Genomic DNA, 25,645 nt, shown 5'->3' with positions numbered 1-25,645 from the left:
GGCGGCGTCGGTCAGCTCAGCACCTCGTCCAGCGGCAGCACGTCCATGCCGTGCGCCTCGGCGACCGGGCCGTAGACGACCTTGCCGGCGTGGGTGTTCAGACCGAGGGCCAGCGCCGGGTCGTTGCGCAGCGCCTGCTGCCAGCCCTGGTTCGCCAGTTCGAGGGCGTACGGCAGGGTCACGTTCGTCAGCGCGTAGGTGCTGGTGTTCGGCACCGCGCCGGGCATGTTCGCCACGCAGTAGAAGATCGAGTCGTGGACCTTGTAGACCGGGTCGGCGTGCGTGGTCGGGCGCGAGTCCTCGAAGCAGCCGCCCTGGTCGATGGCGATGTCGACGAGCACGCTGCCCGGCTTCATCCGGGAGACCAGTTCGTTGGAGATGAGCTTCGGGGCCTTCGCGCCGGGCACCAGCACCGCGCCGATGACCAGGTCCGCGTCGAGCACGGCCCGCTCGATCTCGTACGCGTTGGAGGCGACGGTCTGCAGGTGGCCCCGGTAGATGGCGTCGGCGGAGCGCAGCCGGGCCACGTTCTTGTCGAGCAGCAGCACCTCGGACTGCAGGCCGAGCGCGATGGCGGCGGCGTTCAGGCCGGACACGCCCGCGCCGATGACCACGGTCTTCGCGGCGTACACACCGGAGACGCCGCCGGGCAGCACGCCCCGACCGCCACCGGTGCGCATCATGTAGAAGGCGCCCACCTGCGGGGCGAGGCGGCCGGCCACCTCGGACATCGGGGCCAGCAGCGGCAGCGAGCGGTCGGGCAGCTCGACCGTCTCGTACGCGATGCCGGTGACCTTCCGGTCGACCAGCGCGTCGGTGCACTCGCGGGACGCGGCCAGGTGCAGGTAGGTGAACAGCACCTGCCCCTCGCGCATCCGGTGGTACTCCTCGGCGATCGGCTCCTTGACCTTCAGCACCAGATCGGCGGTGTCCCACACTTCGTCGGCGGTGGCCAGGATCTTCGCGCCGGCGGCGGCGAACTCGTCGTCGGTGATGCTGGAGCCGACTCCGGCGCCTGCCTCCACGAAGACCTCGTGGCCGTGGCGGGTGAACTCGTTGACGCCGGCGGGCGTGATCGCCACCCGGTACTCGTGGTTCTTGACCTCGCGGGGGATTCCGACCTTCACGATGCAGACACCTTCCTCCGGGGCGGCTCACCCCCGACTGCGCGGCCGCGCCGGCTCCGTTGCCGGCGTGGTCCTCCTGTCCCGCCGGCGGCAGTCTAGGCCCGTGGGAAGCCCACGGACGGCGACACTGTGACATCCGGTGCCCGCTGGTCCTGACGGTGTGTCAGGCATGCCTCGGACTGCCCGGTGGAGACGCCATCCGCCGAGAGGACAAAGTTCGATGACATCTTCCCACCGGCTGGGTGGCGAGGCCGACAGGATGTGAACCGATCACTATTGTGTCCGCTCATGACCACTCCTTATCAGCAGTACCCGCAGGGCGTCTCGGACAAGAGCAAGGTCGTCGCGGGTGTGCTTCAGATCCTGCTCGGCGGCTTCGGCATCGGCCGGTTCTACATGGGCGACACCAAGACCGGTGTCATCCAGCTCATCGTCACGCTCGTGACGTGCGGCTTCGGTGCGATCTGGGGCCTCGTCGACGGCATCCTGATCCTCGTCAACGGCGGTGTCGACGGGCAGGGACGCCCGCTGCGCGACTGACCACCGGCGTACGGAAGGGGCCGCCCGGCGCAGTGCGCATGGCGGCCCCTTCGTCGTCCGTGCCGGATCAGCGCGGCAGCGGCGCCTCCGGGCGGCGCAGCTCGGTGAAGCCGGTGTCGCGGGCGCGGGCGGCGGCGAGCAGCCCGGCCACGCAGGACGCGTTGGTGATCTCGCCGGCCAGCACCATCCGTACCGCCTCGTCCAGGTCCACCCGGACCACCTGGAGGTCGGCCTCCTCGTCGTGCCGGTCGTGCCGCTGGTCGGCCGGCACGTCGGCCAGGTCGCGGGCCAGGAAGACCCGCACCACCTCGTCGGTGAACCCGGGCGAGCTGTGCAGGTCGACGAGCACGTCGACGCGGCCCGCGGTCAGGTCCGCCTCCTCGGCCAGCTCCCGCAGCGCGGCAACTGCCAGATCCTCGCCGCCGACGTCCATCAGCCCGGCGGGCAGCTCCCACAGGTGCCGGCCGACCGGGTGCCGGTACTGGCGGATCAGCACCACCTGACCGGCGTCATCGAGCGCCACCACCGCGACCGCGCCGACGTGCCGCACGTAGTCGCGGCTTGCACTGCCGCCGCCGGGCATGGTGACGTCGTCACTGACCACCGAGAAGATCCGGCCGGACCAGATCTGGCGGCGGCCGGTCACCTCGTACCGGTGCTCGACGCCGCTCACGCCGCCGCCCCGCCCGCTCGCGCGGACCGGCCGCTCACTTCGCCGAGGCCTTCGCGCCACCGCTGCGGCCGGCCTTCTTCGACGCGCCGTCCAGGTCCACCGGCAGCTGGTCGGCCTGCGAGTACGCCACGGCGGCGCCGACGAACGCGGCGAACAGCGGGTGCGGCCGGGTGGGCCGGCTCTTGAGCTCCGGGTGCGCCTGGGTGGCCACGAAGAAGGGGTGCAGGTTGCGGTCCAGCTCGACGAACTCGACCAGCCGCCCGTCCGGCGACGTGCCGGAGATGGTCAGGCCGGCCTTGGTGAGCTGGTCACGGTAGGCGTTGTTCACCTCGTACCGGTGCCGGTGCCGCTCGCTGACCTCGGTGCTGCCGTACGCCTCGGCGACGATCGAACCCTCGGCCAGCTTCGCCGGGTACGCCCCGAGCCGCATGGTGCCGCCCAGGTCGCCGCGCCCGGCGACGATGTCCTCCTGGTCGGCCATGGTGGCGATGACCGGGTGCACGGCCTCCTCGTCGAACTCCAGGGAGTTCGCCCCGTCGAGGTTGGCCAGGTGGCGGGCCACCTCGATGGTCATGCACTGCAGGCCGAGGCAGAGGCCCAGCAGCGGGATGCCGTTCTCCCGCGCGTACCGGGCGGTGCCGACCTTGCCCTCGATGCCGCGGACGCCGAAGCCGCCGGGGATCACGATGCCGTCGACGCCGGACAGCGCGGCGGCGGCGCCCGCCGGGGTCACGCAGTCGTCGCTGGGCACCCACTTGAGCTGCACCCGGGCGCGGTGGCCGAACCCGGCCGCCCGGATCGCCTCGCTGACCGACAGGTACGCGTCGGGCAGGTCGACGTACTTGCCGACGAGCGCGACGGTGATCGTGTGCCGGGGCTGGTGCACCCGCTCCAGCAGGTCGTCCCAGCGGGTCCAGTCCACGTCGCGGAACGACAGGCCGAGCCGGCGCACCACGTACGCGTCGAGGCCCTCGCGGTGCAGCACCTTGGGGATGTCGTAGATGCTCGGCGCGTCCGGCGCGGCGGTGACCGCCTCCCGGTCGACGTCGCAGTACAGCGACAGCTTCTCCTTGACCTTCTCCGGGATCTCCCGGTCGCAGCGCAGCACCAGTGCGTCGGGCTGGATGCCGATGCTGCGCAGCTGCGCCACCGAGTGCTGGGTCGGCTTGGTCTTCAGCTCGCCCGACGGCGCCAGGTACGGCACCAGCGACACGTGCAGGTAGAAGCAGTTGTCCCGGCCCAGGTCGTGGCGGATCTGCCGGATCGACTCCAGGAACGGCAGCGACTCGATGTCGCCGACCGTGCCGCCGACCTCGGTGATCACCACGTCGGGCACCTGGCCGTCGGCGTCCGGGTCGGCCATGCCGCGGATGCGGGCCTTGATCTCGTTGGTGATGTGCGGGATGACCTGCACCGTGTCGCCGAGGTACTCCCCGCGCCGCTCCTTGGCGATCACCGCCGAGTAGATCTGGCCGGTGGTGACGTTCGCCTTGCCGGAGAGGTCCCGGTCGAGGAACCGCTCGTAGTGCCCGACGTCGAGGTCGGTCTCGGCGCCGTCCTCGGTGACGAAGACCTCGCCGTGCTGGAACGGGTTCATCGTCCCGGGGTCGACGTTCAGGTACGGGTCGAGCTTCTGCATCACCACGCGCAGTCCGCGCGCGGTCAGCAGACTCCCGAGGCTGGAGGCGGTGAGGCCCTTACCCAGCGAGGAGGCGACGCCCCCGGTGACGAAAATGTGCCTGGTCGTCCGTGCTGTAGGGGCCAAGGCCTGCTCCCGTGTCGTCCGTAGCGGTCGTGCGAACCGCCGTGCCGATCAGCAGAGTGATCACGCGATCCACGGGATTCCACGGTAACACCATCCGGACCGTGAGCCGGCGTCGCACCCGCTGTCGGCGCACGTGAGGCCGGATCCGGCCCGGGTCCGGGCCTTGATCGACACCAGCTCGCCGATGTGGTGCCTTCCACCGGGCCTCGACCCCGCCACCTCCCCGACCTGGCGGGCGGCAGACCTGGCGGGCCGCGCGGGCGGGGTCAGCCGGCGGGGATCTCCGAGGACGCCGGGGTCGGCTGTGCGGGCACCCGCACGACGGCGTCGGCGCGTGGCCCGTCCGGCGCCTCCGTGCCTGCGGGGCCCTGCCCGTCCGGTCCGGCCGGCTTCCCAGCCTCCCCCGGGTCGCCGGCACCGTCACCGGTCGCACCGTCGCCCGCCGGCCGACCACCGTCCGCACCGTCGCCGGCGGGGGCGTCGCCGGCCGCGCCGCCCCTGGAGGAGTCGTCCGGGCCGCCCGGTGGGACCGCGCCCGTCTCGCCCCCGCCACGGCCGCTGTCGGGCACCGTACGGTCGGTGGAGTGGTCGAGCACCCGTAGCGCCGCCAGGGCCGCCATGGGCACCACGAGAGCCGCCGCCGCGCCGGCCACGTCCAGCGCCGACCCGCCGAGGAGTCCGCCCAGCCCGACGGCCACGGCGGTGCCGGCCATCGCCGCCCGGATCGCCGGGTAGATGCCGAACAGCCGCATCAGCCCGCCCCACGGCTGGAGCAGCGCGAGCCAGACCAGCGCCGCCCCGGCCAGGGCCAGCACGGTGAGCGGGCTGTTCACCAGCGTCTGGATGTTGGAGCTGCTGGACCGGTGCACGGTGAGCCCGCCGGTGCCGTCGCCCACAGCGGCCAGGAACCGGCCCAGGCTGCCCCGCTCGTCCGCCGGACGGCCCAGGTCGACCAGGGCGAAGCCGACGGTGACCGCCAGCGCGGCCATGGTGGCCCAGGCCAGCCGGCTCACGGTGAGCCAGCCGCCGCTGCAGATCGCTGCCGCGACGCTGACGCCGGCGGTGAGCGCGATCGCGCCGATCGAGTCGGCGCCCAGGTACGGGCTGCCCACTATCACCACTGCGAGCCCGCCGACAGTCACCATCACCATCGGCCGCCAGCCCTTGCGGAACCGCTGGGCGAGCCAGCCGCCGCACAGCAGCGCCCCGGCGATGAACACGCCCAGCCCGACGGTGCCGAGCCCGGCGTACCGGCCGCCCTCCAGCGCCGAGTAGCCGACCACGCCGTTGAGCTGCAGGCGGGAGCCGGTGAGCACGTCCACGCCGACGACGAGCGTGGCCAGCCCGGCCACCGCCCCGAGCGGGCCGAGGGTGCGCTCGTGCCCGGGGGTGAACCGGACCGCCGCGGTGCCGCCGACGATGAGCAGCGCGGTCACCGAGGCGTACCAGAGGCCGGCGTGGTCGCCGCGCCACCAGGGCACGGCGTCGGCGAGCAACGCCGCGGGCACGGCGAGCGCGGCGGCGATCAGCATCAGTTCCACCACGGCGACGATGCGCGGGGACACCGGTTCCGGCCCGTGCGGGCCGGCGAGCCGGCGGGCCCGGCGCAGCAGCGGCAGCACCGCCACGGCGAGGGCGAGCTGCGCGGCGGCCAGCAGCGTGAAGAACCAGCCGGCGACGCGGCGCTGGGCGGCGGCCTCCCGGTCCGCGTCGGCCGGCGCCTCGATCGCGGCCCGCAGGTCGTCCGGCCGGTCGTCGACAGTCACCGCGGGGCGGCCGAGGAACGCCCGTTCCGGCATCGGCTTGTCGAGCACGGCGAGCACGGTCGGGGCCAGGTCGATCAGTTGCAGGTAGCCGGACCGGGCGGTGCTGGGCGAGGTCAGCCAGCCGCCCTCCCAGCCGGGGCCGTCGGCGACAGCGACGTGCAGCCGCGCCGGGGAGTCGGTGTCGGACACACCGGCGACCAGCACCAGCGAGCGCGGCGGCCGGGCGGCGAGCACCCGGGCCAGCCGGGCGTCGGCCTGCCGCGCCTGGGCGGCCCGTACCTGCGGGTCGTCGTCGTCGACGGTGCCGACGTCGACGATGCTCAGCACGCAGGAGCCGAGCAGTTCGGCCGGGTCGTCGGGGAGCGTGGGCGCGTACCTGTCGACCCGGCCGAACGGGCGGGCGGCGGCCACCGCGGCGCCCGGCCCGACCGCCACCGAGCAGCGCACCGACTCGGCCAGCGCACCGGGCGTGGCGCCCCACGAGAGCTGCTCCTGGTTGTGCACGACCGCGCTGGCCTGGTCGGGCAGGTTCGCGCCGATGCCGTCGGGCCGTTCGACTGTGACGGCGGTGGCCGGGCAGCCGCCGCTCGGGCGGGCGCCGGGCCAGGCGGCGAAGTTCCCCGCGCCGAGCGTGAGCCAGCCGTCGACCGGGCAGGTGGGGCGGTGCGCGGAGCGCACCGAGAGCGACCCGATCGCGCCCTGCTCGGCCATCCGCCACAGCGTCGGCGTGTTCTCCGGGTCGACGTCGTCCCACCGCAGGCCCGCCGCGCCGACGAGCACCACGTAGTCGGCGTTCGGCCGGGTCGCGCCGTCGTCCGGGCGGGCGGACAGCGCGGTGATACCAAGCACCACCACGACCAGGGTCAGCAGCACCGGGGTCAGTCTGCGCAGCATCAGCGGTTCCCGGTGGAGAGCTGCGGCGTCAGCTCGGCGTAGAGGCCGGCGAGCGCGGCCACGGTGTCCGCCTCGGTGGGCCAGGTCGCGGCCCGGGCCAGGGCGCGCCGGCCCAGGTCGGCCCGGCGGGCGGGGTCGTCGAGCAGGTCGCGCACCGCCGCGTCGACGGCGTCCACGTCGCCCGGCGGCACCAGCACCGCCGCGTCGCCGACCAGGTCCGGCAGACCGCCGACGGCGGTCGCGACCAGCGGTACGCCGGCCCGCAGCGCCTCCTGCGCGAACAACTGGCGGGCCTCCCAGTCGCTCGTCACCACCGCGAGGTCGGCGGCGCCGAGCAGGTCCGCCACGTCGGTGCGGTGCCCGAGCAGCGTCACCGGCGCGCGGGCGGCCGAGATCCGGGCGGCAAGCGGCAGGTACGCCGGACCGCTGCCCGCGACCACCACGAGCGGGGCGGGGGTACGGGTCCGCCAGCGGGCGGCGGCGTCGATCAGCACGTCGTACCGCTTCTGCGGATGCAGCCGGCCCACCGACAGGATCAGCGGGCGGTCGGCGGCGACGCCGAACTCGGCGCGTACCGCGGTGCGGCGGCGGCGCGGCGCGGGCAGCGCCGGCGCGGCGACCGGGGCCAGGCGGGCGTCGGCGGCACCGAGCGCGGCGGCGCGGTCGACCAGGTCGGCGGAGGCGCCCAGGGCGACCCGCACGGACCGGGCGACGACCCGTTCGACCAGCCGGGACACCGCACCGCGCAGGCCACCGGCGAGGACCGCGTTGTGCCAGGTGACCACCAGCGGCGCGGCGGGGCGGGCGAGCGCGGCGACCAGGCCGGCGCGCAGCCCGTGCGCGTGCACCACGTCGACAGGTGTGTCACCGAGCGCGCGGCGCAGCGCGGTGACCGCGCGCGCGTCCCCCGGCGTGGGGCTGGCCGGGATCTCCACCGGCGTGAAGCGGGCCCCGGCGCCGGTGAAGTCGAACTGTTCCTCGGTGGCGGCCGGGCCGCAGACCAGCACGGACGCGCCGGCCTCGGTGAGCCCTCGGGCGATCGAGCGCACGTGCTGCCCGACCCCGCCGGTGCTGGAGGCGAGCACCAGGGCCACCGACCCGGGCCAGCGCGGTGCCGGCGAGGCGTCCGTCATGAGGAAACGGTCTCCCTTCCGTCACCCCGCTCGCCGGGGTGCTGCTGCGCCGGCGGGCCGTCGTCCCCGCCGGCCGGGCGTCGCCGGCGCAGCCGGCGGGTCACGGTCGCGAGCAGCGGCCGCAGGTCGCGGGCGTCGGTCAGCCAGGCGACGGCGAGGAACAGGACACCGACCACGACCCCGGACAGCATGCCCTGCGCGAGGGCCCACGGTGTCGTCGGGGTGCCGTCACCGAGCCCGGCGAGTCCCGCCGCGACGGCCGCCCCGCCCGCTCCGGCGACCACTGCGGCGAGCAGCCCGGCGGCGCCGGCCCGGCCGATCCCGGCGAGCGCCTCGCCGCCGGCGGCCCGCCGGACCGCGGCGATCAGCAGCGCGCCGAGCAGCAGCATGCCGGCCGACGTCGCCAGCGTCACCGCGAGCACCCGGTCGGCCAGCGGCGCCACCTGGGCGGACACCACGGCGAGCGCGGGCACGCTGAGCCAGCCGAGCGCGGTGGCGACGGTGGCCGCGCGGGTCTCGCCGCGGGCGTACAGCGCACGGGTGAGGACCGCGAACAGGCCGTAGCCGACCAGGCCGGGCGCGAACCCGGCGATGCCGGCCGCCGCGGTACGCGCGTCGAGCGGGTCGGCGAAGAAGAAGTGCCCGACCGGGATCGCGGTGCCGACGAGAGCGGCGGCGCCGAGCAGACTGAGCAGCACGACGCCGCGTACCGCCGGGGCCAGCGTCTCCCGGTAGGCGCGCTCGTCGCCGGTGGCCCGGGCCGCGACGAGCGTCGGGTACGCGGCCACCGCGAGCGGCACGGCCAACACCGCCCAGGGCAGGAAGTAGACGGTCTGCGCGAGGTTGTAGACGCTGACGTCGGCGGTCCGGCCGTAGGTGACCTGGTTGAGCGCTACCACCAGCGCGATCTGCTGGGCGGCCACGGTGACCGCACCGGCGACCACCAGCCCGCCGACCCGGGCCCGGGCGTCGGCCGGGAACCGGTAGCCCGGCCGGATCCGCAGCCGCAGCCGGCGCAGCGGAATGAGCAGCGACAGCGAGAGCACCACCACGCCGAGCGTGGTGCCGGCGGACAGCAGCAACTCGCCGCCGCGCCCGGCCTCCCCGATCGTGGCCAGCCGCCCCTCGGCGGCGGTGAACCCGAGGTACACGCCGATGACCGTGACGCTGGACAGCAGCGGCGCGATCACCGGCCAGGCGAAGCGGCGGTGCGCCTGGAGCACGCCGGTCAGCACGATGCCCACGCCGTACAGCGGCAACTGCGGCGCGAACACCCGCAGCATCCGCGCCCCGGACGCCTGCTGGGCCTCACTGAGACCGTTTCCGATCAGGCCGGGCAGCGGATCGGCGAACACCGCCAGCAGCACCGCCAGCGGGACCAGCAGGCTCAGCGTCCAGGTCAGCAGCGCGCCGGTGGTGGCGGCCACCGCGCGCCGGTCACCCGCCTCGACGGCGCCTGCGAGCAGCGGTACGACGAGACTGGCGAGCGCCCCACCGGCGACGATCTCGAAGATGAAGTTCGGGACGTAGTTCGCCACCAGGTAGGCGCCGCCGAGGTCGGTGGGGCCCAGCATCCAGGTGAACACGGCGGTACGGCCGAAGCCGGCGAGCCGGCTGAGGACGGTGAGGACGGCGATGAGGGCGGCCGCCCCGGCGACCCGGCCGGCGGCGGCGAGAGGAGCCGGTTTCGTCACGTCAGTCCGGGAGCCGGCCCAGCTCGTCGAGGTGCCGCAGCCCCGGCGTGGACGCGATGACCTGGGTGAAGCTGACCTTCTCGCTGGCGGCGGTGAGCGCGGCGAGCACGGCCAGCACGCCGGCCCGGCCCAGCGGCCCGGTACGCGCGGCGAGGCTCACCCCGAGCAGCGCGCCGAGCGCGTTGGCGCCGCTGTCGCCCACCATCACGCGCTCGCCGAGATCGTCGCCGACCAGTGCGGCCGAGGCGCCCACGGCGCCCGCGGCGACGCCGCCGTACGGGCCGGTGGTCAGCGGCGCGCCGAGCAGCATGCCGGACTTCAGCGCCCGGCCGGGCCGCAGGTCGAGCAGGTTGACCAGGTTCGCGGTGCCGGCCACCACGCCGGCGCCGAGCAGCACGTCGAGCCCGCGGCCGAACGCCCCGGCCCGCCGGCGGCGCGGATGCGCGGCGACCCGCCGGTCGGCGGCGAGCAGCGCGGCCGCACCCAGCCCGGCCACGCCCACCCCGGCGACCTTGACCATCCCGGCGGTGACCTGACCCTCGCGCAGCGCGGCGAGATGCCCGGCGAACCCCTTGGCGGCCTTCTGTTCGGGGCGCGCGCCGACCACGTCGTCGTAGAGGCCGACAGCGCCCGCGCCGAGCCCGGCGACGAGTGCGGCGGCGCCGGCCGGCGTGCTACCGGCGCCGAGCGCGGCCCCGGTGGCCGCGCCGACGGCCAGGGCCGGACCGGCGGCCAGGGTCACGGTGCGGCCCCGGTAGTTGGTGCGCTCCAGCGCCGGGCCGCCGGGCGACGTACGCGTCTGACGCAGCACGTAGCGTGCGGCCAGCGCGCCCGCGCCCACGGCCAGCAGCCGACCCAGTCTCACGGGACCTCCTCGATCCGGACTTCGAACGCGACGCGGCACGGACCGGGCGGCCCGCAGCGGTCACCGGGGCAGTGTAGGCACCCGGGAGGTGGCGTTGTCGCCCACGCCGTACTGGCCGGTCTTCTTCTCGGTGAGCTGCTGCGCCAGGGCGAGGCTGGTGCCCAGCTGGCCCTGCACGGTGTTGGCGTTGTCGACGGTGGAGATGGTCTGCGACAGCACCGGGTCGCCGCGGACCACGGAGACGAGGTTGCCGCCGGTCGAGCCCATGCCGGCGACCACGAGCGCGCCGGACCGGTCGAACTGCTCGGCGATCTTCACCACCGACTCGTCCTTCTTCGCCGAGTCCTTGTCCACGTACGGCTGGCCGGTGACCATCACCACCGCCTCGGCGGCGGCGGAGATCTTGTCCGCCGGGGTGAGGTACCCGGCGGTGGCGTACTGCTCCAGCACGGCGCGCCGGTCGGCCTCGCTGACCGGCGGGCTCCCGGCCGGGCGGTCCATCAGGACGTTTGCCAGCAGGGCGCTGGAGGTCTCCACGCCGTGCCCGTTGCCGGGCAGGTTGCCGGTGGGGGCGCTGTTCGGCCGGGCCGCGGTGACCGCCAGTTCCAGCAGGTTGTTGTTGCTGTCCGGGTTGACGAACTTGTCCTGCACGTCGATGCGGCCGGTGACGTCGGCGCCGGCGGTCTGGAGCATCTTCACCACGCCCTCGGCCTGGTCGCGGCCGCTGGGCAGGGTGAGCACCAGCACCCGGCGGCCGGTCAGCTTGCCGGGCAGGACGAGCTGGGCCATCTCGGCCGCGAATTCCTCCTCGGTCTCCAGCTGCTTCTGCATGCTGTTGACCGACTGGCGCATCAGCGAGTTGTCCTTGCGCAGGCCGTTGACGTTCTCCCGGAGCGAGTCGGCGACCGGCCCGTTGAGGGCGGCTGTGCCGACCACCAGGCCGATCGCCAGTGCCAGGAACACCGCGGTCAGGGACACCACGTGGTAGCGAAAGTTGATCACGCTTGCAGCCTCTTGATCGTCGGGGAGCTAGAAGAGCTGGCCGAGCTGGAACACGAAATTGTCCCACCATTCGGAGACCACGCCCAGATACGCCTTCCCGACGGTGGAGACCGCCACCGCGGAGGCCATCGCGGCCACCGCCGACAGGACCAGCAGCAGCAGCGACGACCCGGAGATGCTCTGCCGGTAGAGCCGGCTGACGCCCTTGGCGTCGACCAGCTTGCCACCGACCTTCAGCCGGGTCAGGAACGTCGACGCCATGCCGCCGCGCCCCTTGTCGAGGAACTCCACCAGGGTGGCGTGCGTGCCGACCGCCACCAGCAGCGAGGCGCCCTTCTCGTCGGCCAGCAGCATGGCCAGGTCCTCGCTGGTGGCCGCCGCCGGGAAGGTGATCGCCGGTACGCCGAGCCCGTTGACCCGGGCCAGGCCCGGCGCGCGCCCGTCCGGGTAGGCGTGCACGATCACCTCGGCGCCGCAGCGCAGCACGTCGTCGGTGACCGAGTCCATGTCCCCGATGATCATGTCCGGCGTGTAGCCGGCCTCGACCAGCGCGTCGGCGCCGCCGTCCACGCCGATCAGCACCGGCTTGAACTCCCGGATGTACGGGCGCAGCACGTCCAGGTCGGCCTTGTAGTCGTAGCCGCGGACCACGATCAGGCAGTGCCGGCCCTGGATCCGGGTCTGGATCTCCGGTACGCCGACGCCGTCGAGCAGCAGGTCGCGTTCCTGGCGCAGGTAGTCCATCGTGTTGGCGGCGAACGCCTCCAACTGCACCGACAGGCCCTCGCGGGCGTCTGCCATCGCCTTGGCGACCGTTTCGGCGTCCTGCAGCGAGCCGTGCGCGACCGGCTCGTCGCCGACGAAGACGGTGTTGCCCTCGATGCGGACCCGGTCGCCCTCGCGGACCTGCTCGAAGACGCTCTCGCCGAGGTCGTCCAGCAGCGGGATGCCGGCCGAGATCAGCACCTCCGGCCCGAGGTTGGGATAGCGGCCGGAGACCGACGGCTTGGCGTTCAGGACCGCCGCCACACCCACCGCGACGAGCGAGTCGGCCGCCACCCGGTCCAGGTCGACGTGGTCGATGACCGCGATGTCGCCGGGTCGCAGCCGCCCGACCAGCCGTTTCGTCCGCCGGTCGAGGCGCGCGGTGCCGACGATGGAGCCCGGCTCCGGGTTCCGGCTCCGGCGCAGTGTGGGTAGACGCATCGTGACCATCCTGGCATGTGAGGCAGGTTTTGCTGTCGCGACATGCCTGAGCAGGGCCGCCTACCCAGGGAAGCACACCGGAACCCGCGCCGGTGTGCTTGCGCTCACAATCGGGGTATCACGGACGCCTTTCCTTGGCCGCCACGGCCAGGAGCTCCTCGGCATGGGCGATACCCAGATCCGAGTCCGGCAAACCGGCGAGCATCCGGGCCAGTTCCCGGGCACGCTCGGTGTCCTCCACCACGCGCACCCCGCTCGTGGTGACCGCTCCCCCGGTGTCCTTGGCCACCACCAGGTGGCGGTCGGCGAACGCGGCGACCTGCGGCAGGTGCGTGACCACGAGCACCTGGTGACTGCGGGCCAGCCGGGCCAGCCGGCGGCCGATCTCCACCGCGGCCTGGCCGCCGACACCGGCGTCGACCTCGTCGAACACCAGCGTGGGCGGGCCGCCGGAACCGGCGAAGACCACCTCGATGGCGAGCATCACCCGGGACAGCTCACCGCCGGACGCGCCCTTCTGCAACGGCAGCGCCGGCGCGCCCGGGTGCGCCAGCAGCCGCAGCTCCACCTCGTCGGCGCCGTCCGCGCCGACGCCGGTCTCGACGCCGTTGACCGGCAGGCTCGGCTCGGACCGGCCCGCCGGGCGCGGCAGCACCGCCACCTCGATCCGGGCGTGCGGCATCGCCAGCCCGGCCAGCTCGACCGTCACCTCCTCGGCGAAGCGCACCGCCGCCTCCCGCCGGGACGCCGACACCCGCCCGGCCAGGTCGGCCACCTCACCGGCGAGCCGGGTCGCCTCGCGGTCCAGCTCGTCCAGCAGCTCGTCGGAGGTGTCCAGATCGGACAGCCGCGTGCGGGCCCGCTCGGCCCACGCCACCACACCGTCGACGTCGTCGGCGTACTTGCGGGTGAGCGCGCGCAGCGCGGCCCGCCGCTCGTACACGGTCTGCAGGCGGGCCGGGTCGGCGTCCAGCGCGGCCAGGTAGGCCGACAGCTCCGCGGCCACGTCGGTGACGAGCGTGGCCGCCTCCTCCAGCCGGGCGGCCAGCTCACCCAGCGCCGGGTCGGTGCCGGCCTGCGCCTCCAGCGTGCGCCGCGCGGTGCCGAGCAACACCGTCGCGTCCGGCGTCTCGTCGGTCGCCTCGACGCCGCCGGCCACGCACTGCTGCGCCACCTGCGCGGCGGTACGCAACCCCTCGGCGTGCTCCAGCCGCTGCGCCTCGGCCTTCAGCTCGTCGTCCTCCCCCGGCTGCGGATCGACCCGGGTGATCTCGTCCAGGCCCAGCCGCAGCAGGTCGGCCTCCTGGTTGCGCTCGCGGGCGTTACGCCGCCGGTCGGCCAGGTCGTCGACGACGGTGCGCCACCGGGCGTACGTCTCGCGCAGCGCGTCGAGCAGCTTCTCGTGCTCCGGCCCGGCGAACCGGTCGAGCGAGGCGCGCTGCTCGGCCGGGCGCAGCAGCCGCAGCTGGTCGGACTGGCCGTGCACGGCCAGCACCTGCTCGCCGACCTCGCCGAGCGTGGACACCGGCATGGCCCGCCCGCCCAGGTGCGCGCGGGAGCGCCCCTCGATGGTGACGGTGCGGCTGAGCAGCAGCGAGCCGTCCTCGTCGGGCTCGCCACCGGCGTCGAGGATGCGGGCGTGCACCGCCTCGGCCACCCGTCCGCTCAGGCGAAGCCGGCCCTCCACCGCCGCGCGGCCCGGCTGGGCGCGCACCCGGCCGGCGTCGGCACGGCCCCCGAAGAGCAGGCCGAGGCCGGTCACCACCATGGTCTTGCCGGCGCCGGTCTCGCCGGTGATGACGTTCATCCCCGCGGCCAGCGGCAGCGTGGTGTCCTCGATGACGCCCAGTCCGGTGATGCGCAGCTCTTCCAGCACAGCACCCGACAGTAGCCCCGCCGTGTGACAGTTGACCAGCCGGCAGGGCGAGCCGCGGGCACCCGTACAGTTCAGCCCCGTGCTGGAGGAGATCGGCCTGACCCCGGACGAGGAGGAGCTCTACCGCAGCCTGGTACGGGCGAACACGGCCCGGGCCGGTGAGCTCGCGCAGCGGCTGGGACGACCCCGCGCGGAGGTCGTCGCCCGGCTGGACGCCTTGCGGGACAAGGGTCTCGTGCTGCCGACCGGCCCGGAACCGGACGCGCCGCTGCGGCCGCTCGCGCCGGACGTGCCGCTCGGCGAGGCGCTGCTGCGCCGCCAGTCGGCGCTGGAGGAGGCCCGTGCCGCCGTCAGCCGGCTCGCCGAGGACTACCGGGCCGGGATGCGCCGCCACGACGCCGCGCACCTGGTCGAGGTGGTCACCGGCGCGCGGGCACTACGGGAACGGCTGCGCGAGCTGCAGAACGGCGCGCGCGAGGAGGTGCTCTGGTTCTGCCGGGCGAACCCGCTGGCGATGCCCGGCCCGGAGAACGTCGAGGAGTTCGACGCGCTGGCCCGTGGGGTGCGGTACCGGGCCATCTACGAACGGGCGATGCTGCTGGAGCCGGGCGCGCTCGCCGACGTGGAGCGGGGCGTACACGCCGGGGAGCAGGCTCGGGTGCTGGACCGGCTGCCGGTGCGACTGGCCGTGGTGGACGGTCGTACCGCGGTCTGCCCGCTGGTGCCCGACCGTGACGGCGGGGAGCCGACCGCCGCGGTGATCGGCCGCAGCCAGCTGCTGGACGCGCTGCTGGCGCTGTTCGAGAGCCACTGGCTGATGGCGACGCCGCTCGGCACGCCCGCCGACCGGGCCGGCACCGGCTACCAGCCCGACGGCGACGAGGCGCGGCTGCTGTCGCTGTTCGTCGCCGGGGTGCCGGACAAGTCGATCGCGTCACAGCTCGGGGTGAGCCGGCGTACCGTGCAGCGGCGGCTGGCCGACCTGATGGCCGCCGCCGGTGTGGACACCCGGCCCGGGCTGGCGTTCCAGGCCGCGCGGCGCGGCTGGATCTGACCGGGGCCGGGGCGGGACGGCCCCAGGACCGCCCCGCCCCGGCGTCTCACCGCAGCCCGTACGCGTCGATCACGGTCTGCGTCACGGTGCTGCCGGCACGGTCCCGCGCCGAGACGCGCAGCGACACCGTGCCGCGCCCGGCCGGCACCTCGGCGGTGAACCGGGTGCCGGAGCCGCGTACCGGCGCCGTGCGCCAGGTGCGTCCGCCGTCGAACGACACCTCGGCGCGTACCGTCGTGCCGGCCGGCGCGGGCAGCCCGGCCGGGTGGCGCAGCGTCAGCCCGACGGTGTGCTTCCGCCTGCCGGGCACCTCGCCGCGCAGGTCAGCCGGCACCCGGTAGTCGACCTGGAGCAGCGGCAGCGGCCGGGCCGCGTCACCGGACGGGCGGGCCGAGGTGAACTCCCACGCCGTCTCGGTACGGGTCGCCCACCGCCACTGGGCCGACGACCGGGCCGTGGTCACGTCGAGGCGGTAGCGGGCCGGACCGGCAGTGGCCGGCACCGGCGCCCAGCCGGCGGACAGGTCGGCGATCTGCCGGCCGTCCCGGCTGACCCGGCGGGTCACCGTGTCCTGCTCCTCCGACCGGTTGTCCACGCCGGCGTGACCGTCGGCGTCGACGAACTCGGCCACGCGCAGGTCGAGCGTGTCAGCGGTCCGGCTCGGCGCGGCCGCACCGGCCGCCACGGCGGGGCGCACCAGCGGCGTGTGCCACGACTCGGTGGTCCGGTCGGTGGCCGCGTAGCGCCGGGGCCGGTCGGACAGGCCGCCGGTCAGCGTCCCCATGCTGGAGAACATCAGCCGGTGCAGCACCCGGTGCTGCCACCACGAGTCACCGGAGCTGACGTACTCCCGCCGGGTCGTCCCGGTACGCACCATCCGCTGGTCGTCGTTCCAGGAGAACTCCTGCCAGGGCCGCCACCCGAACCGCTGCTCGGTGGCCCAGTCCAGGCCGCCGGTGTCGCCGTAGCGCGCGGTCACCTCGGCCGTGTTGGCGGCGGTGACCCGGTGGAGGATCCGCTCCGGCACCCGGCCCTTCGACACCTGGAACACGTCGTAGAGGTAAGGGCTGTCCACGGTGAGCGTCAGGTCGATGCGGGCCCGGCCGGTACGCGCCGCCGCGAGCAGCCGCTGCCCGTCGTCGTACGCCACCGCCAGCGCCGGTGCCGGGAGCCGCTCCCCGGTCGGGCGCCACACCGTCCACGCGCTCTGGTCCGCCGGCCGCACGATCAGCACCGCCTCCGCACCGGCCGCCGCCGCGGCGGCCACCTGCTCCTCCTCGGACCGGTCGGCGGACGCGGTGAGCAGCGCCGCCGCGCCCCGCACCCCGGCCAGCTCACCTGGTGCGCCGGTGCCGGCGGCGACCAGACGCAGCCGCTGCCGCCCGGCCGGGGCCGGCGACTGGCCCATCAGGTTGACGTCCAGCGCGCCGGACACGCCGCTGACGTCGATGTCGACCATCGGCGCGACGAGCTGCCAGCGCGAGGAGAACTCGAACTCGCCGTGGCGTACCTGCCGGGTCGGGGTGACGTTGAGCTGCTGCACGGTGCTGAACGTCATCACGCCGTGGTCGACCTGCCGGCCGTTGCCGAACACCCGGTGCTGGTAGAAGCTCAGCACGGCCCGCTGCTCGGAGGGCCTCGGCGTCTCGATCCGTACCGGCGTGCCGCGCCGCGGGTCGAGCACCACCGTGAGGTCCCGGTCCACTGTCAGTTCCGGGTCGGTGACCAGGGTGAGCTGCTCGTCCAGCGGCGCGCCGTGCTCGATCAGCGCGTGCAGCAGGTACGGGCCCTCCTCCACCTGGACCTGCCACTCGTCGCCGCCGCCGAGCCAGCCCATCGCGTCCGACTCCGGGTGCTCACCGAACAGCGTCACCACCGGCGACGATCCGGGCCGCCCGGCCGGGTCCAGCGCGCGCAGCGTCACGGTGTGCTGCGGGCCGCTGAGCGTGAGCCCGACCGCGGTACGCACCGTCACACCGTCCGCGCCGGTGGCCACCAGCCAGCCGCCGTGCGGACCCCGGTCCAGCCGGGCCGGGTCGGCGCGCAGCGGCACGTCCACGCCGCCGCCGGCCGGCACGGTCACCGTGGCGGCGTCGAGCGTCAGGCCGTCGGTCTCGGCCGCGCCGCTGTCCAGGTTGCGCAGCTCCAGCGCCAGCCGCAGCGTCTGCGCGGCGGCGGTGCCGTTGACGTAGCGCACCGTCCGGGTCGCGGCCGGCCCGCCCGTGGTCAGCCGGCCGAAGTCGGCGGTGGCCGTGCCGTACACCCGCTGGCGCAGCGCGCGGGCCACGTCGACCCGCCCGGCGCCCTGCTCGAACACCGTCGCGCCGGCGCTCGGCCGGGTGGTGCTGACCAGCGCGTCCTTGAGCTGCGCAGCGGTCCATCCGGGATGCTCCTGCGCCAGGACGGCCGCCGCGCCCGCGACGTGCGGCGTGGCCATCGAGGTGCCCGAGGCGCGGGTGTAGGCGTCGTCCACAGGCGTACCCATTGTGGTGCCGGCGGCGCGGGCCGCGACGATGCCGACGCCCGGCGCGGTGATCTCCGGCTTCAGGCCGTTGTCGCCCAGGCGCGGGCCGCGGCTGGAGAAGTCGGCGAGCACGTCGTCGCGGTCGACCGCGCCGACGGTGAGCGCGGCGGTGGCCGCGCCGGGCGAGCCGACGCTGCGCGGCTCACCGTCGTTGCCGGCGGCGATCACGAACAGCGCGCCGGTTTCGGCGGTCAGGTCGTTCACGGCCTGGCTCATCGGGTCGGTGCCGTCGGTGGGCGCGCCGCCGAGGCTCATGCTGACCACCTTCGCGCCGGAGCGCGCGGCCCACTCCATGCCGGCGATGATGCCGGAGTCGTAGCCGGAGCCGGAGTCGTCGAGCACCTTGCCGACCAGCAGCCGCGCGCCCGGCGCGACGCCCTTGCGCAGCCCCGCGGAGCGCGCGCCGCTGCCGGCGACGGTGGCCGCCACGTGGGTGCCGTGGCCGTGGCCGTCCCGGGCGCTGCCGCCGCCGGTGAAGTCACGCGCCTCGGCGATCCGGCCGGCCAGGTCGGGATGCTCGGCGTCGACGCCGGTGTCGAGCACCGCGACCCGCACCCCGGCGCCGTCGCGTCCGGCCGCCCACGCGGCGGGCGCGCCGATCTGCGGGACGCTGTGCTCCAGCGCCACCCGGGCCCGCCCGTCGAGCCAGACGCGCTCCACGCCCGCGCCGAGCCGGACCGGTCCGGCGCCTGCGGCGCGGGCCTGCGGCGCCTGTCGCAGCGACGTCCACAGCGCGCCCAGGTCGTTCTTGTCGACGCGCAGCGCGGCGCCGTTGATGCTGGACAGCGGACGGGACTCGGCGGCGACGGCGAGGGGGCGCACCCGCCCGGCGGCGGGTTCCCGGTAGCGCACGATCAGCGGCAGCGCCGTGAGGCCCGCGTCGCCGTAGCCCTGCTCGGCCAGTTCCTGCACGTCGAACAGGTCCGGGTCGAGCACGCCCGCCGACACGTACGGCACGACGTCGGCGGGGAGCACCCGCAGCCCGCCGTCGGCCTGCGTGGTCTGGAAGACGATCCGGTCACGGCCCGGCCCGGGGTGGACGGTGGCGGCGATCCGGCCCGGCGCGGCCTGGACCAGCTCGACCTGGTCGCCGGTGATCAGCGTGACGCGGGCGGGCGGCGCGCCCGGGGCGGATGTGCCCGGGGGCGGGCCGGCGGGCCGGGCGGGCGGTACGGCGGACGCCGGTACGGCGAGCCCGACCACCAACGCCCCGGCCGCGCCGGCGGCGAGCCAGCGGGGGAACCGGTGCATGTGACGCTCCTCTACTCCGAGGCCGGCCTCGTGAGGCCCGGCGATCGGAGTCTGCGACGGCGTCCGCCGCCGGGTCACCGGGTACGGGCCGCCGCACCGGCGACATGTCGCCAGGTGGACACGCGCACGACGGAGTGGAGGCCGGGACGCCGGAGACCGCGTCGCCCAGCTCGCGTGCCGCCGCTTCCTCCGGCGGCGGCCCTGCGACCTGTCGGCCCGGCCGGGGTCGACACCCGACCGGACACGGCGTGCCGGTCCGCCCGCCGCGGCCGGCTACGACGCTCCGGCGTCCCGACCGTCGCGGCCCCGACCACCCCCTGGCCGAGCCCCGCGACGCTGGGCCGCATCCGGGAAGCGGCGGGCCTCACCGCCGCGCCCGGACTCACCTCTTCGCGGCCCGTACGCCCACCGTAACGCGCGCGGGGGCCGGGACCGGTGGGCCGAACGGAGAATTCCGCTGAGCCGCTGGTCAGCGACGGTTGCCCCGCCAGCCCTGGACGGGAAGGTCGAACTTGGCCACCAGCCGGTCGGTGAACGGTCGGGCCCGCAGCCGCACGATGCGCACCGGCAGCGTGCCCCGGCGCACCGTCACCCGGGCACCGGGCGGCAGGTCGTAGACGCGCCGCCCGTCGCAGCACAGCACGGCCAGTGTGGTGAACGGGTCGACGGTGATGACGAACGTCGACGTCGGCGCGGTCACCAGCGGGCGGCTGAACAACGCGTGCGCGCTGATCGGCACCAGCAGCAGCGCCTCCACCTCGGGCCAGACCACCGGCCCGCCGCCGGAGAACGCGTACGCCGTCGAGCCGGTCGGGGTCGCGCAGATCACGCCGTCGCAGCCGTACCGGGACAGCGGCCGGCCGTCCACGTCGACGAGCAACTCCAGCATCTGGGCGCGTTCGCCCTTCTCCACGCTGATCTCGTTGAGCGCCCACGACTCGATGGTCGGCCCGCCCTCGAACTCGGCGGTGACGTCGAGGGTGAGCCGTTCGTCCACCGTGTAGTTGCGGTCGACGACGTCACGCACGGCGGTGTCCAGGTCGTCGATCTCCGCCTCGGCGAGGAAGCCGACCTTGCCCAGGTTGATGCCGAGCAACGGCACCTTGGCCGGGCGGGCCAGCTCGGCGGCGCGCAGGAACGTGCCGTCCCCGCCGAGCGCGAACACGATCTCGGCGCCCTCGGCGGCCTCCGGGCCGGTCACCGGCACCACGCCCGGCAGGTCCAGGTCGTCGGCCTCCTCGGCCACCACCCGCACCTCGAACCCGGCGGCGATCAGGTCGGCGGCCACCGCCCGGGCGTGCTCGGTGCTGCGTCGACGGCCGGTGTGCGTGACCAGCAGCGCGGTACGGCTCACCCGGACACCTCCTCGGTCGTGGCCGCCGTCGCGGCGGCGCCCTGCGGACCGGCGGCCACCACCGCGCGGACCCGCTCCGGATCCGCGGCGGGCGCGTCCCCGCGCAACCATACGAAGAACTCGACGTTGCCGCTCGGCCCGGGCAGCGGGCTGGCCGCCACGTCGGCCAGGCCGAGGCCGAGCCCGGCGGCCGCCGCGGCCACGTCCAGCACCGCCTCGGCGCGCAGCGCCGGATCGCGGACCACACCGCCGGCGCCGACGCGCTCCTTGCCGACCTCGAACTGCGGCTTGACCATCAGCGCCAGGTCACCGCCGGGCCCGGTGCACGCCGCAAGCGCCGGCAGCACCAGCCGCAGCGAGATGAACGACAGGTCGGCCACCGTCAGGTCGACCGGGCCGCCGATCGCCTCCGGCGTGAGGGTACGCACGTTCGTGCGCTCGAACACCCGCACCCGCTCGTCGGTACGCAGCGACCAGGCGAGCTGCCCGTAGCCGACGTCCACGGCGACCACCTCGGCGGCACCGGCGCGCAGCAGCACGTCGGTGAAACCGCCAGTCGACGCGCCCGCGTCCAGGCAGCGCCGGCCGGTGACGGTCAGCCCGCCGGGGGCGAACGCGGCGAGCGCGCCGGCCAGCTTGTGGCCGCCCCGGGAGACGTACTCGTCGGCCGGATCCTCGCCGGTGACCAGCAGCGGATCGGCCGGGTCGACCATCGCCGCGGGCTTGCGCGCCCGCACTCCGCGCAGCTGGACGCGACCGGCCTCCACCAGCGCGGCGGCCTGTTCCCGGGAGCGGGCCAGCCCGCGCCGGACCAGTTCGGCGTCCAGCCGGGTACGACGAGCCATCAGGTGTGTCTCCGCCTCTGCTCAGGCCTGGTCGATGGTGGCGAGGGTCTCGCGCAGCGTCTCGTACGCCGCCTCGTACTGGGCGATCTGGTCGGCCGGGGCGAGCGCCTCGGCGTTGGCCATGCCGAGCACCGCGGCGTCCACCGCCGGGTGGCTCGCCTCGCCGGCCTCCTCGACCGGCGCGGGGCGTACCCCCGGGGGCGGTCCGGGCCGCGGACCCGGCGGCGGGCCAGGCCGGGGCGCGGTCACGAGCCGGCCGCCCGGCGCCCGGTGGCCTTCTTCGCCGGTGCGGTTTCCGGGGTACGGGAGACCGTGGCCGGAGGCTTCTTCGCGATCGTCTTCTTCGCCACCGTCTTCTTCGCCACCGCCTTCGTCGGCGTCGTCGCGGGGGCCTTTGCCGGCGTCGTCGCCGGGGCCTTGGCCGGGGTCTCGGCGGCGGGCGACGCGGTGTTCGGCTGCCCGGCCTCCGACGGCCCGGTCTTCGGTGCGGTCGCACCGGACGGCGCGGCGGCTGTCCCGGCCGGTGTTGCGGCGGCGGGCTCGGACGCTCCGGCGGGCGGGGTGTCGCCCGGGCCGAGGTGGCCGCGCGCCTCGCGCAGCTGCCGCTCCAGGTCGTGCACCCGGCGGGTCAGCTCGGCGACCTCGTCGGCGGTGGCCAGGCCGACCGCGCCAAGTGCCCGGTCCACCTCGAAGCGGACCAGCTTGGTCAGCGACTCCCGGTTCGCCAGGCCGGTCGCGACCAGTTCCTCGGCGAGCGTCTGGATCTGGGCGGCGGTCGCACCGCCCTGGCCGACGACGCGCATGACCGCGTCCTGTGCCTTCTTCCGGGGCGCCTCCGTCAGGCCCATGGCCAGCTCTAGGTAGGCGCGCCACGCGTCCTGCATGCCTGAGTCCTTCCGCGGGGCGAGGTGTGCAGGTGCCACGCTACCGGGCACCCCGGACCCCCCATTGCGGTACGGTGCCGGGAAACGGCGTGGTTCGTGGTGAGGAGACGATGTGGCCAGCGTGGACGAGTGCCGGCAGGCGTTGCAGGACCTGGCCGCGCGGCTGGACCGCAACGCCGAGGCACAGGGACGCATCGACCTCGACCGCACGCTGGCCTGCCGGATCACCGACCTCGGCACCGCGTTCCACGGGCGGCTGGAGGGCGGCCGGCTGGTCGACCTGGCCGACGGCGACGACCCGAAGGCGAAGATCGCGCTGAGCACCGGCAGCGACGACCTCGTCGCGCTGGTGCACGGCCGGCTCGACGTCATGGCGGCGGTGGCCTCCCGCCGGGTGTCGATCAAGGCGAACCCGTTCGACCTGATGAAGCTCCGCAAGCTGCTCTGAGCGGCCCGGCGCCTCAGCCGTCGAGACCGAACGCGGCGAGGGCCTCCTCCGCCGCCGGGGACTGCGCCCGCACGCGCGGCCCGGCCCCCGTCGACCAGGCCACCGCGCAGAGCGCCGCGAGGGCCTCCAGTGGCGGTCCCGAACCGTCGAGCACGAGGTCCGCGCCGGCTTCCGTCACCGACCAGCCGCCGTCTGCAGTCCGGCCCGGCACCGCCACCACGGCGGCCGGGTCGAACAGGCCCGCCAGGTCGAACGAGACGTACGCGGGGCGGCGCTCCTCGGGTGCGGCCAGCAGCTCGGCGGCGTCGCTGACCCCGGTGAGCACCAGCAGGCTGTCCAGCCCGGCCCGGCGGGCGCCTTCGATGTCGGTGTCCAGCCGGTCGCCCACCACGAGCGTGCATCCGGTCCCGGCGCGCCGCGCGGCGGTGGTGAACAGCGCCGGCTCCGGCTTGCCCACCACCACGTCGGGGTCGCGGCCGAGCGCGGTCCGCAGCACCGCGACGAGCGAGCCGTTACCCGGCAGCGGGCCGCGCGGGCTGGGCAGCGTGCGGTCGGTGTTGGTGGCGTACCAGGGCGCGCCCGCCCGTACCGCCAGGGACGCCTCGGCCAGGTCGGACCAGCCGACCTGCGGGCCGTAGCCCTGCGCAACAGCGGCGGGCTCCTCGTCGGCGGTGGCGACCGGCCGCAGGCCCACCGCGCGCAGCTCGGCGCGCAGCGCCTCCGCGCCGACCACGAGCACCGGCGCGCCCTCGGGCAGCCGGTCGCGGAGCAGTTCGGCGGTGGCCGCCGCTGAGGTGAGCACCTCCGCCGGCCGGGCCGCGACGCCCATGCCGGTGAGCAGGTCGGCCACCTCGCTGGAGCGGCGGGAGGCGTTGTTCGTCGCGTACGCGACCGCGCGCCCCTCGGCGTGCAGCCGGCTGACCGCCTCGACCGCGCCGGGGATGGGCCGGTCGATCAGGTAGATCACGCCGTCCAGGTCGAAGACGACGAGCGAGTACGCGTCGACGAGCCGCCCCGCCCCGGCGCAGTCGGGTTCTCCCCGATCCGCGCCGGAGGCGGTGTCACCGGCGTACCCGGTCATCGGCGGTCCGCCGCCTCGCCCTCGCCGGCCGCCCGCGCCTGGGTGACCTCGTCGGCCGGGCTGCCGGCGGCCGGTTCCTCGGTCGTGTCGGCGGCGGCCGGGGTGCCGGCGGCGAGCGAGCCGGCCTCGGTGTCGGTCAGCTCGTCGTCGGCCAGGTCGCCTGCGTCCCGGTCCCGGTAGCCGGCCCGGGCCGCGTCACCGCCGTCGCCGCTCAGCCGAGCGTCGTCATCGTCGTCGTCATCGTCATCGTCATCGTCGTCGTCGTCATCGTCGTCGTCGTCATCGTCGTCGTCGTCGTCGTCGTCATCGTCATCGTCATCGTCGTCGTCGTCATCGTCGTCGTCATCGTCGTCGTCATCGTCGTCGTCATCGTCGTCGTCGTCATCGTCGTCGTCATCGTCGTCGTCATCGTCGTCGTCATCGTCGTCGTCATCGTCGTCGTCATCGTCGCCCTCGGCCGACGCCTCGGACGTGTCCGCGTCGTCCTCCGGCTCGTCGTCGCCCTCGATGACCACGCCGTCCAGCTCCAGCAGCCGCTCCGCGGCGTCCGTCTCCCCCTCGGAGTCGACGTCGGCGGCCCGGGAGAACCACTCTCGTGCCTCCTCGCGCCGGTCGACCGCCAGCAGGGCGTCCGCGTACGCGTAGCGCAGCCGCGCCGCCCACGGCTCGGTCGAGTCGCCGGTCAGCTCGCGGACCTGGAGCATCGCCACCGCGGCGTCCTTCTGCCCGAGGTCACCGCGCGCCCCGGCGGCCACGATCAGCAGCTCGATCGCGACAGCCTGGTCGAGCTTGTCCCGGTCCGCGCCGCGGAACAGGTCGATGGCCCGCTCCGGCCGGCCCAGCGCCCGCTCGCAGTCGGCCAGCACGGCCAGGTGGCTCTGCAGGCCGCTCATCCGGTGGTACGTCCGCAGCTCGGCGATGGCGGTCTGCCACTCACCCGCGTGGTACGCGGCCAGCCCGACGGCCTCCCGCACGGCGGCGATCCGCGAGGCGAGCCGGCGGGCCGCCATGGCGTGCGCCAGCGCCAGCGCCGGGTCCTCGTCGATCAGCAGACCGGTCGCGACCAGGTGCCGGGCGACAGTCTCCGCGACCGGCTTGGCGAGGGAGAGCAGCTCCGCCCGGACGGCCGAGTCGAGGTCGCTCGCGACCACGTCGTCGGGCAGCTCCGGCGCCTCACCGGTACGCCCCTCGCCGCGCTCGTCCTGGCGCTCCCGCTGCGGACCGTAGGTGCCACGGCGGTCGTCGCCGCCCGGCCGGTCGCCGTAGCCACGGCGCTCACCGTCCCGCTCGCCCCGGAAGCCACCCGGCCGCCGGTCGTCACGTCGGTCGTCGCGGCGGAAGCCACGGTCGCGGTCGCCACCGCGGAACCCGCCGTCGCGGCGCTCGCCACCGGCATAGCTCTCCCGGCGGTCGCCGCCCTGGTAGCCGCCCTCACGGCGGTCACCGCTACGGAAGCCACCCTCACGGGCGCCGCCCTCGCGACGATCGCCGCCGCGGAAGCCACCCTCACGGTCGCCACCACGGAAGCCACCCTCGCGGGCGCCGCCTTCACGACGGTCACCGCCACGGAAGCCACCCTCACGGGCGCCGCCTTCACGACGATCGCCGCCACGGAAACCACCCTCACGGTCGCCACCACGGAAACCGCCCTCACGACGGTCAC

20 protein-coding genes and 1 pseudogene are annotated in these 25,645 nt (G+C 75.3%); 4 read left to right on the top strand and 17 right to left on the bottom strand.

Going from position 1 to position 25,645, the window contains the following annotated elements; translation table 11 throughout:
* Nucleotides 1-11 precede the first annotated feature (11 nt).
* Nucleotides 12-1,127, bottom strand: a complete 1,116-nt coding sequence (ald, locus tag OC439_RS28125) for an alanine dehydrogenase (RefSeq protein WP_030274367.1) — start codon at nucleotides 1,125-1,127, stop codon at nucleotides 12-14.
* A gap of 186 nt (nucleotides 1,128-1,313) precedes the next feature.
* On the opposite strand from ald, the gene OC439_RS28120 reads away from it, so the two are divergent.
* Nucleotides 1,314-1,667 carry a TM2 domain-containing protein gene (locus tag OC439_RS28120; RefSeq protein ID WP_410054965.1) on the top strand — a complete coding sequence of 118 codons (354 nt, stop codon included), beginning with the start codon at nucleotides 1,314-1,316 and terminating at the stop codon, nucleotides 1,665-1,667.
* Between the two features lie 67 nt (nucleotides 1,668-1,734).
* Here the strand turns inward: OC439_RS28120 and OC439_RS28115 are convergent, their stop codons facing one another.
* The 9 genes from OC439_RS28115 to recN all read right to left on the bottom strand — a co-directional run bounded on the left by OC439_RS28115 (nucleotide 1,735) and on the right by recN (nucleotide 14,541).
* Nucleotides 1,735-2,340: an NUDIX domain-containing protein gene (locus tag OC439_RS28115; RefSeq protein ID WP_262016062.1), complete on the bottom strand. Its 606-nt coding sequence runs from the start codon at nucleotides 2,338-2,340 to the stop codon at nucleotides 1,735-1,737.
* A gap of 34 nt (nucleotides 2,341-2,374) precedes the next feature.
* A complete protein-coding gene (locus tag OC439_RS28110; protein WP_262016061.1) occupies nucleotides 2,375-4,105 on the bottom strand; it encodes a CTP synthase in 1,731 nt (576 codons plus the stop codon).
* Nucleotides 4,106-4,371: 266 nt separating this feature from the next.
* Nucleotides 4,372-6,765: a hypothetical protein gene (locus tag OC439_RS28105; protein ID WP_262016060.1), complete on the bottom strand. Its 2,394-nt coding sequence runs from the start codon at nucleotides 6,763-6,765 to the stop codon at nucleotides 4,372-4,374.
* Nucleotides 6,765-7,898, bottom strand: a complete 1,134-nt coding sequence (locus OC439_RS28100) for a glycosyltransferase family 4 protein (protein ID WP_262016059.1) — start codon at nucleotides 7,896-7,898, stop codon at nucleotides 6,765-6,767. The genes OC439_RS28105 and OC439_RS28100 overlap by 1 nt, the downstream gene beginning before the upstream one ends.
* Entirely contained in the window at nucleotides 7,895-9,592 is a 1,698-nt protein-coding gene (murJ, locus tag OC439_RS28095) for a murein biosynthesis integral membrane protein MurJ (protein WP_262016058.1), read from the bottom strand. Before murJ ends, OC439_RS28100 begins: the two co-directional genes overlap by 4 nt.
* 1 nt (nucleotide 9,593) lies before the next feature.
* Nucleotides 9,594-10,457 (bottom strand): hypothetical protein, encoded by an 864-nt coding sequence (locus OC439_RS28090; protein ID WP_262016057.1) that lies wholly within the window; start codon nucleotides 10,455-10,457, stop codon nucleotides 9,594-9,596.
* 60 nt (nucleotides 10,458-10,517) lie between these two features.
* Complete coding sequence (locus OC439_RS28085) at nucleotides 10,518-11,459, bottom strand: copper transporter (protein WP_262016056.1); 942 nt, start codon at nucleotides 11,457-11,459, stop codon at nucleotides 10,518-10,520.
* 27 nt (nucleotides 11,460-11,486) lie between these two features.
* Complete coding sequence (gene steA, locus OC439_RS28080; RefSeq protein WP_194799853.1) at nucleotides 11,487-12,665, bottom strand: putative cytokinetic ring protein SteA; 1,179 nt, start codon at nucleotides 12,663-12,665, stop codon at nucleotides 11,487-11,489.
* A 118-nt stretch (nucleotides 12,666-12,783) separates the two neighbouring features.
* On the bottom strand, nucleotides 12,784-14,541 hold the full coding sequence (recN, locus tag OC439_RS28075) for a DNA repair protein RecN (protein ID WP_013285583.1): 1,758 nt from the start codon (nucleotides 14,539-14,541) through the stop codon (nucleotides 12,784-12,786).
* 79 nt (nucleotides 14,542-14,620) lie between these two features.
* Here recN and OC439_RS28070 point away from each other — a divergent pair, with 79 nt between their 5' ends.
* A complete protein-coding gene (locus OC439_RS28070) occupies nucleotides 14,621-15,595 on the top strand; it encodes a helix-turn-helix domain-containing protein (RefSeq protein ID WP_262016055.1) in 975 nt (324 codons plus the stop codon).
* A 46-nt stretch (nucleotides 15,596-15,641) separates the two neighbouring features.
* Here the strand turns inward: OC439_RS28070 and OC439_RS28065 are convergent, their stop codons facing one another.
* The 5 genes from OC439_RS28065 to OC439_RS28045 all read right to left on the bottom strand — a co-directional run bounded on the left by OC439_RS28065 (nucleotide 15,642) and on the right by OC439_RS28045 (nucleotide 22,453).
* Nucleotides 15,642-19,370 carry a S8 family serine peptidase gene (locus OC439_RS28065; protein WP_262016054.1) on the bottom strand — a complete coding sequence of 1,243 codons (3,729 nt, stop codon included), beginning with the start codon at nucleotides 19,368-19,370 and terminating at the stop codon, nucleotides 15,642-15,644.
* A gap of 469 nt (nucleotides 19,371-19,839) precedes the next feature.
* A complete protein-coding gene (locus tag OC439_RS28060; protein ID WP_013285580.1) occupies nucleotides 19,840-20,724 on the bottom strand; it encodes an NAD kinase in 885 nt (294 codons plus the stop codon).
* On the bottom strand, nucleotides 20,721-21,569 hold the full coding sequence (locus OC439_RS28055; protein WP_194799849.1) for a TlyA family RNA methyltransferase: 849 nt from the start codon (nucleotides 21,567-21,569) through the stop codon (nucleotides 20,721-20,723). Before OC439_RS28055 ends, OC439_RS28060 begins: the two co-directional genes overlap by 4 nt.
* Before the next feature lie 21 nt (nucleotides 21,570-21,590).
* A complete protein-coding gene (locus OC439_RS28050; protein WP_262016053.1) occupies nucleotides 21,591-21,818 on the bottom strand; it encodes a hypothetical protein in 228 nt (75 codons plus the stop codon).
* On the bottom strand, nucleotides 21,815-22,453 hold the full coding sequence (locus tag OC439_RS28045; RefSeq protein WP_262016052.1) for a phasin family protein: 639 nt from the start codon (nucleotides 22,451-22,453) through the stop codon (nucleotides 21,815-21,817). Before OC439_RS28045 ends, OC439_RS28050 begins: the two co-directional genes overlap by 4 nt.
* A 112-nt stretch (nucleotides 22,454-22,565) precedes the next feature.
* On the opposite strand from OC439_RS28045, the gene OC439_RS28040 reads away from it, so the two are divergent.
* Complete coding sequence (locus tag OC439_RS28040; protein ID WP_194799846.1) at nucleotides 22,566-22,901, top strand: SCP2 sterol-binding domain-containing protein; 336 nt, start codon at nucleotides 22,566-22,568, stop codon at nucleotides 22,899-22,901.
* 13 nt (nucleotides 22,902-22,914) lie between these two features.
* On the opposite strand, the gene OC439_RS28035 is transcribed toward OC439_RS28040, so the two are convergent.
* Nucleotides 22,915-23,982, bottom strand: coding sequence for an HAD-IIA family hydrolase (locus OC439_RS28035; RefSeq protein ID WP_262016051.1), 1,068 nt, complete (start codon nucleotides 23,980-23,982; stop codon nucleotides 22,915-22,917).
* 481 nt (nucleotides 23,983-24,463) lie between these two features.
* Nucleotides 24,464-24,992: pseudogene (locus OC439_RS30405) on the bottom strand (Replicase polyprotein 1ab); the annotation flags it as partial.
* Nucleotides 24,993-25,049: 57 nt separating this feature from the next.
* Here OC439_RS30405 and OC439_RS28025 point away from each other — a divergent pair.
* Nucleotides 25,050-25,645, top strand: a 596-nt coding sequence (locus OC439_RS28025) for a hypothetical protein (RefSeq protein ID WP_262016050.1), incomplete at its 3' end; no start/stop codon positions are given.

It is taken from the genome of Micromonospora sp. Mcm103, from assembly GCF_024519755.1.
Taxonomy (GTDB): domain Bacteria; phylum Actinomycetota; class Actinomycetes; order Mycobacteriales; family Micromonosporaceae; genus Micromonospora; species Micromonospora aurantiaca.
This window is presented reverse-complemented; position numbering and strand designations above follow the sequence as displayed.

What these genes read in the sequence shown, in the direction of transcription:
- OC439_RS28045 (WP_262016052.1), bottom strand. Translation starts at nt 22,453, where the DNA reads ATGCAGGACGCGTGGCGCGCCTACCTAGAGCTGGCCATGGGCCTGACG.
- OC439_RS28105 (WP_262016060.1), bottom strand. Translation starts at nt 6,765, where the DNA reads ATGCTGCGCAGACTGACCCCGGTGCTGCTGACCCTGGTCGTGGTGGTG.
- OC439_RS28055 (WP_194799849.1), bottom strand. Translation starts at nt 21,569, where the DNA reads ATGGCTCGTCGTACCCGGCTGGACGCCGAACTGGTCCGGCGCGGGCTG.
- OC439_RS28100 (WP_262016059.1), bottom strand. Translation starts at nt 7,898, where the DNA reads ATGACGGACGCCTCGCCGGCACCGCGCTGGCCCGGGTCGGTGGCCCTG.
- OC439_RS28035 (WP_262016051.1), bottom strand. Translation starts at nt 23,982, where the DNA reads ATGACCGGGTACGCCGGTGACACCGCCTCCGGCGCGGATCGGGGAGAA.
- OC439_RS28065 (WP_262016054.1), bottom strand. Translation starts at nt 19,370, where the DNA reads ATGCACCGGTTCCCCCGCTGGCTCGCCGCCGGCGCGGCCGGGGCGTTG.
- steA (WP_194799853.1), bottom strand. Translation starts at nt 12,665, where the DNA reads ATGCGTCTACCCACACTGCGCCGGAGCCGGAACCCGGAGCCGGGCTCC.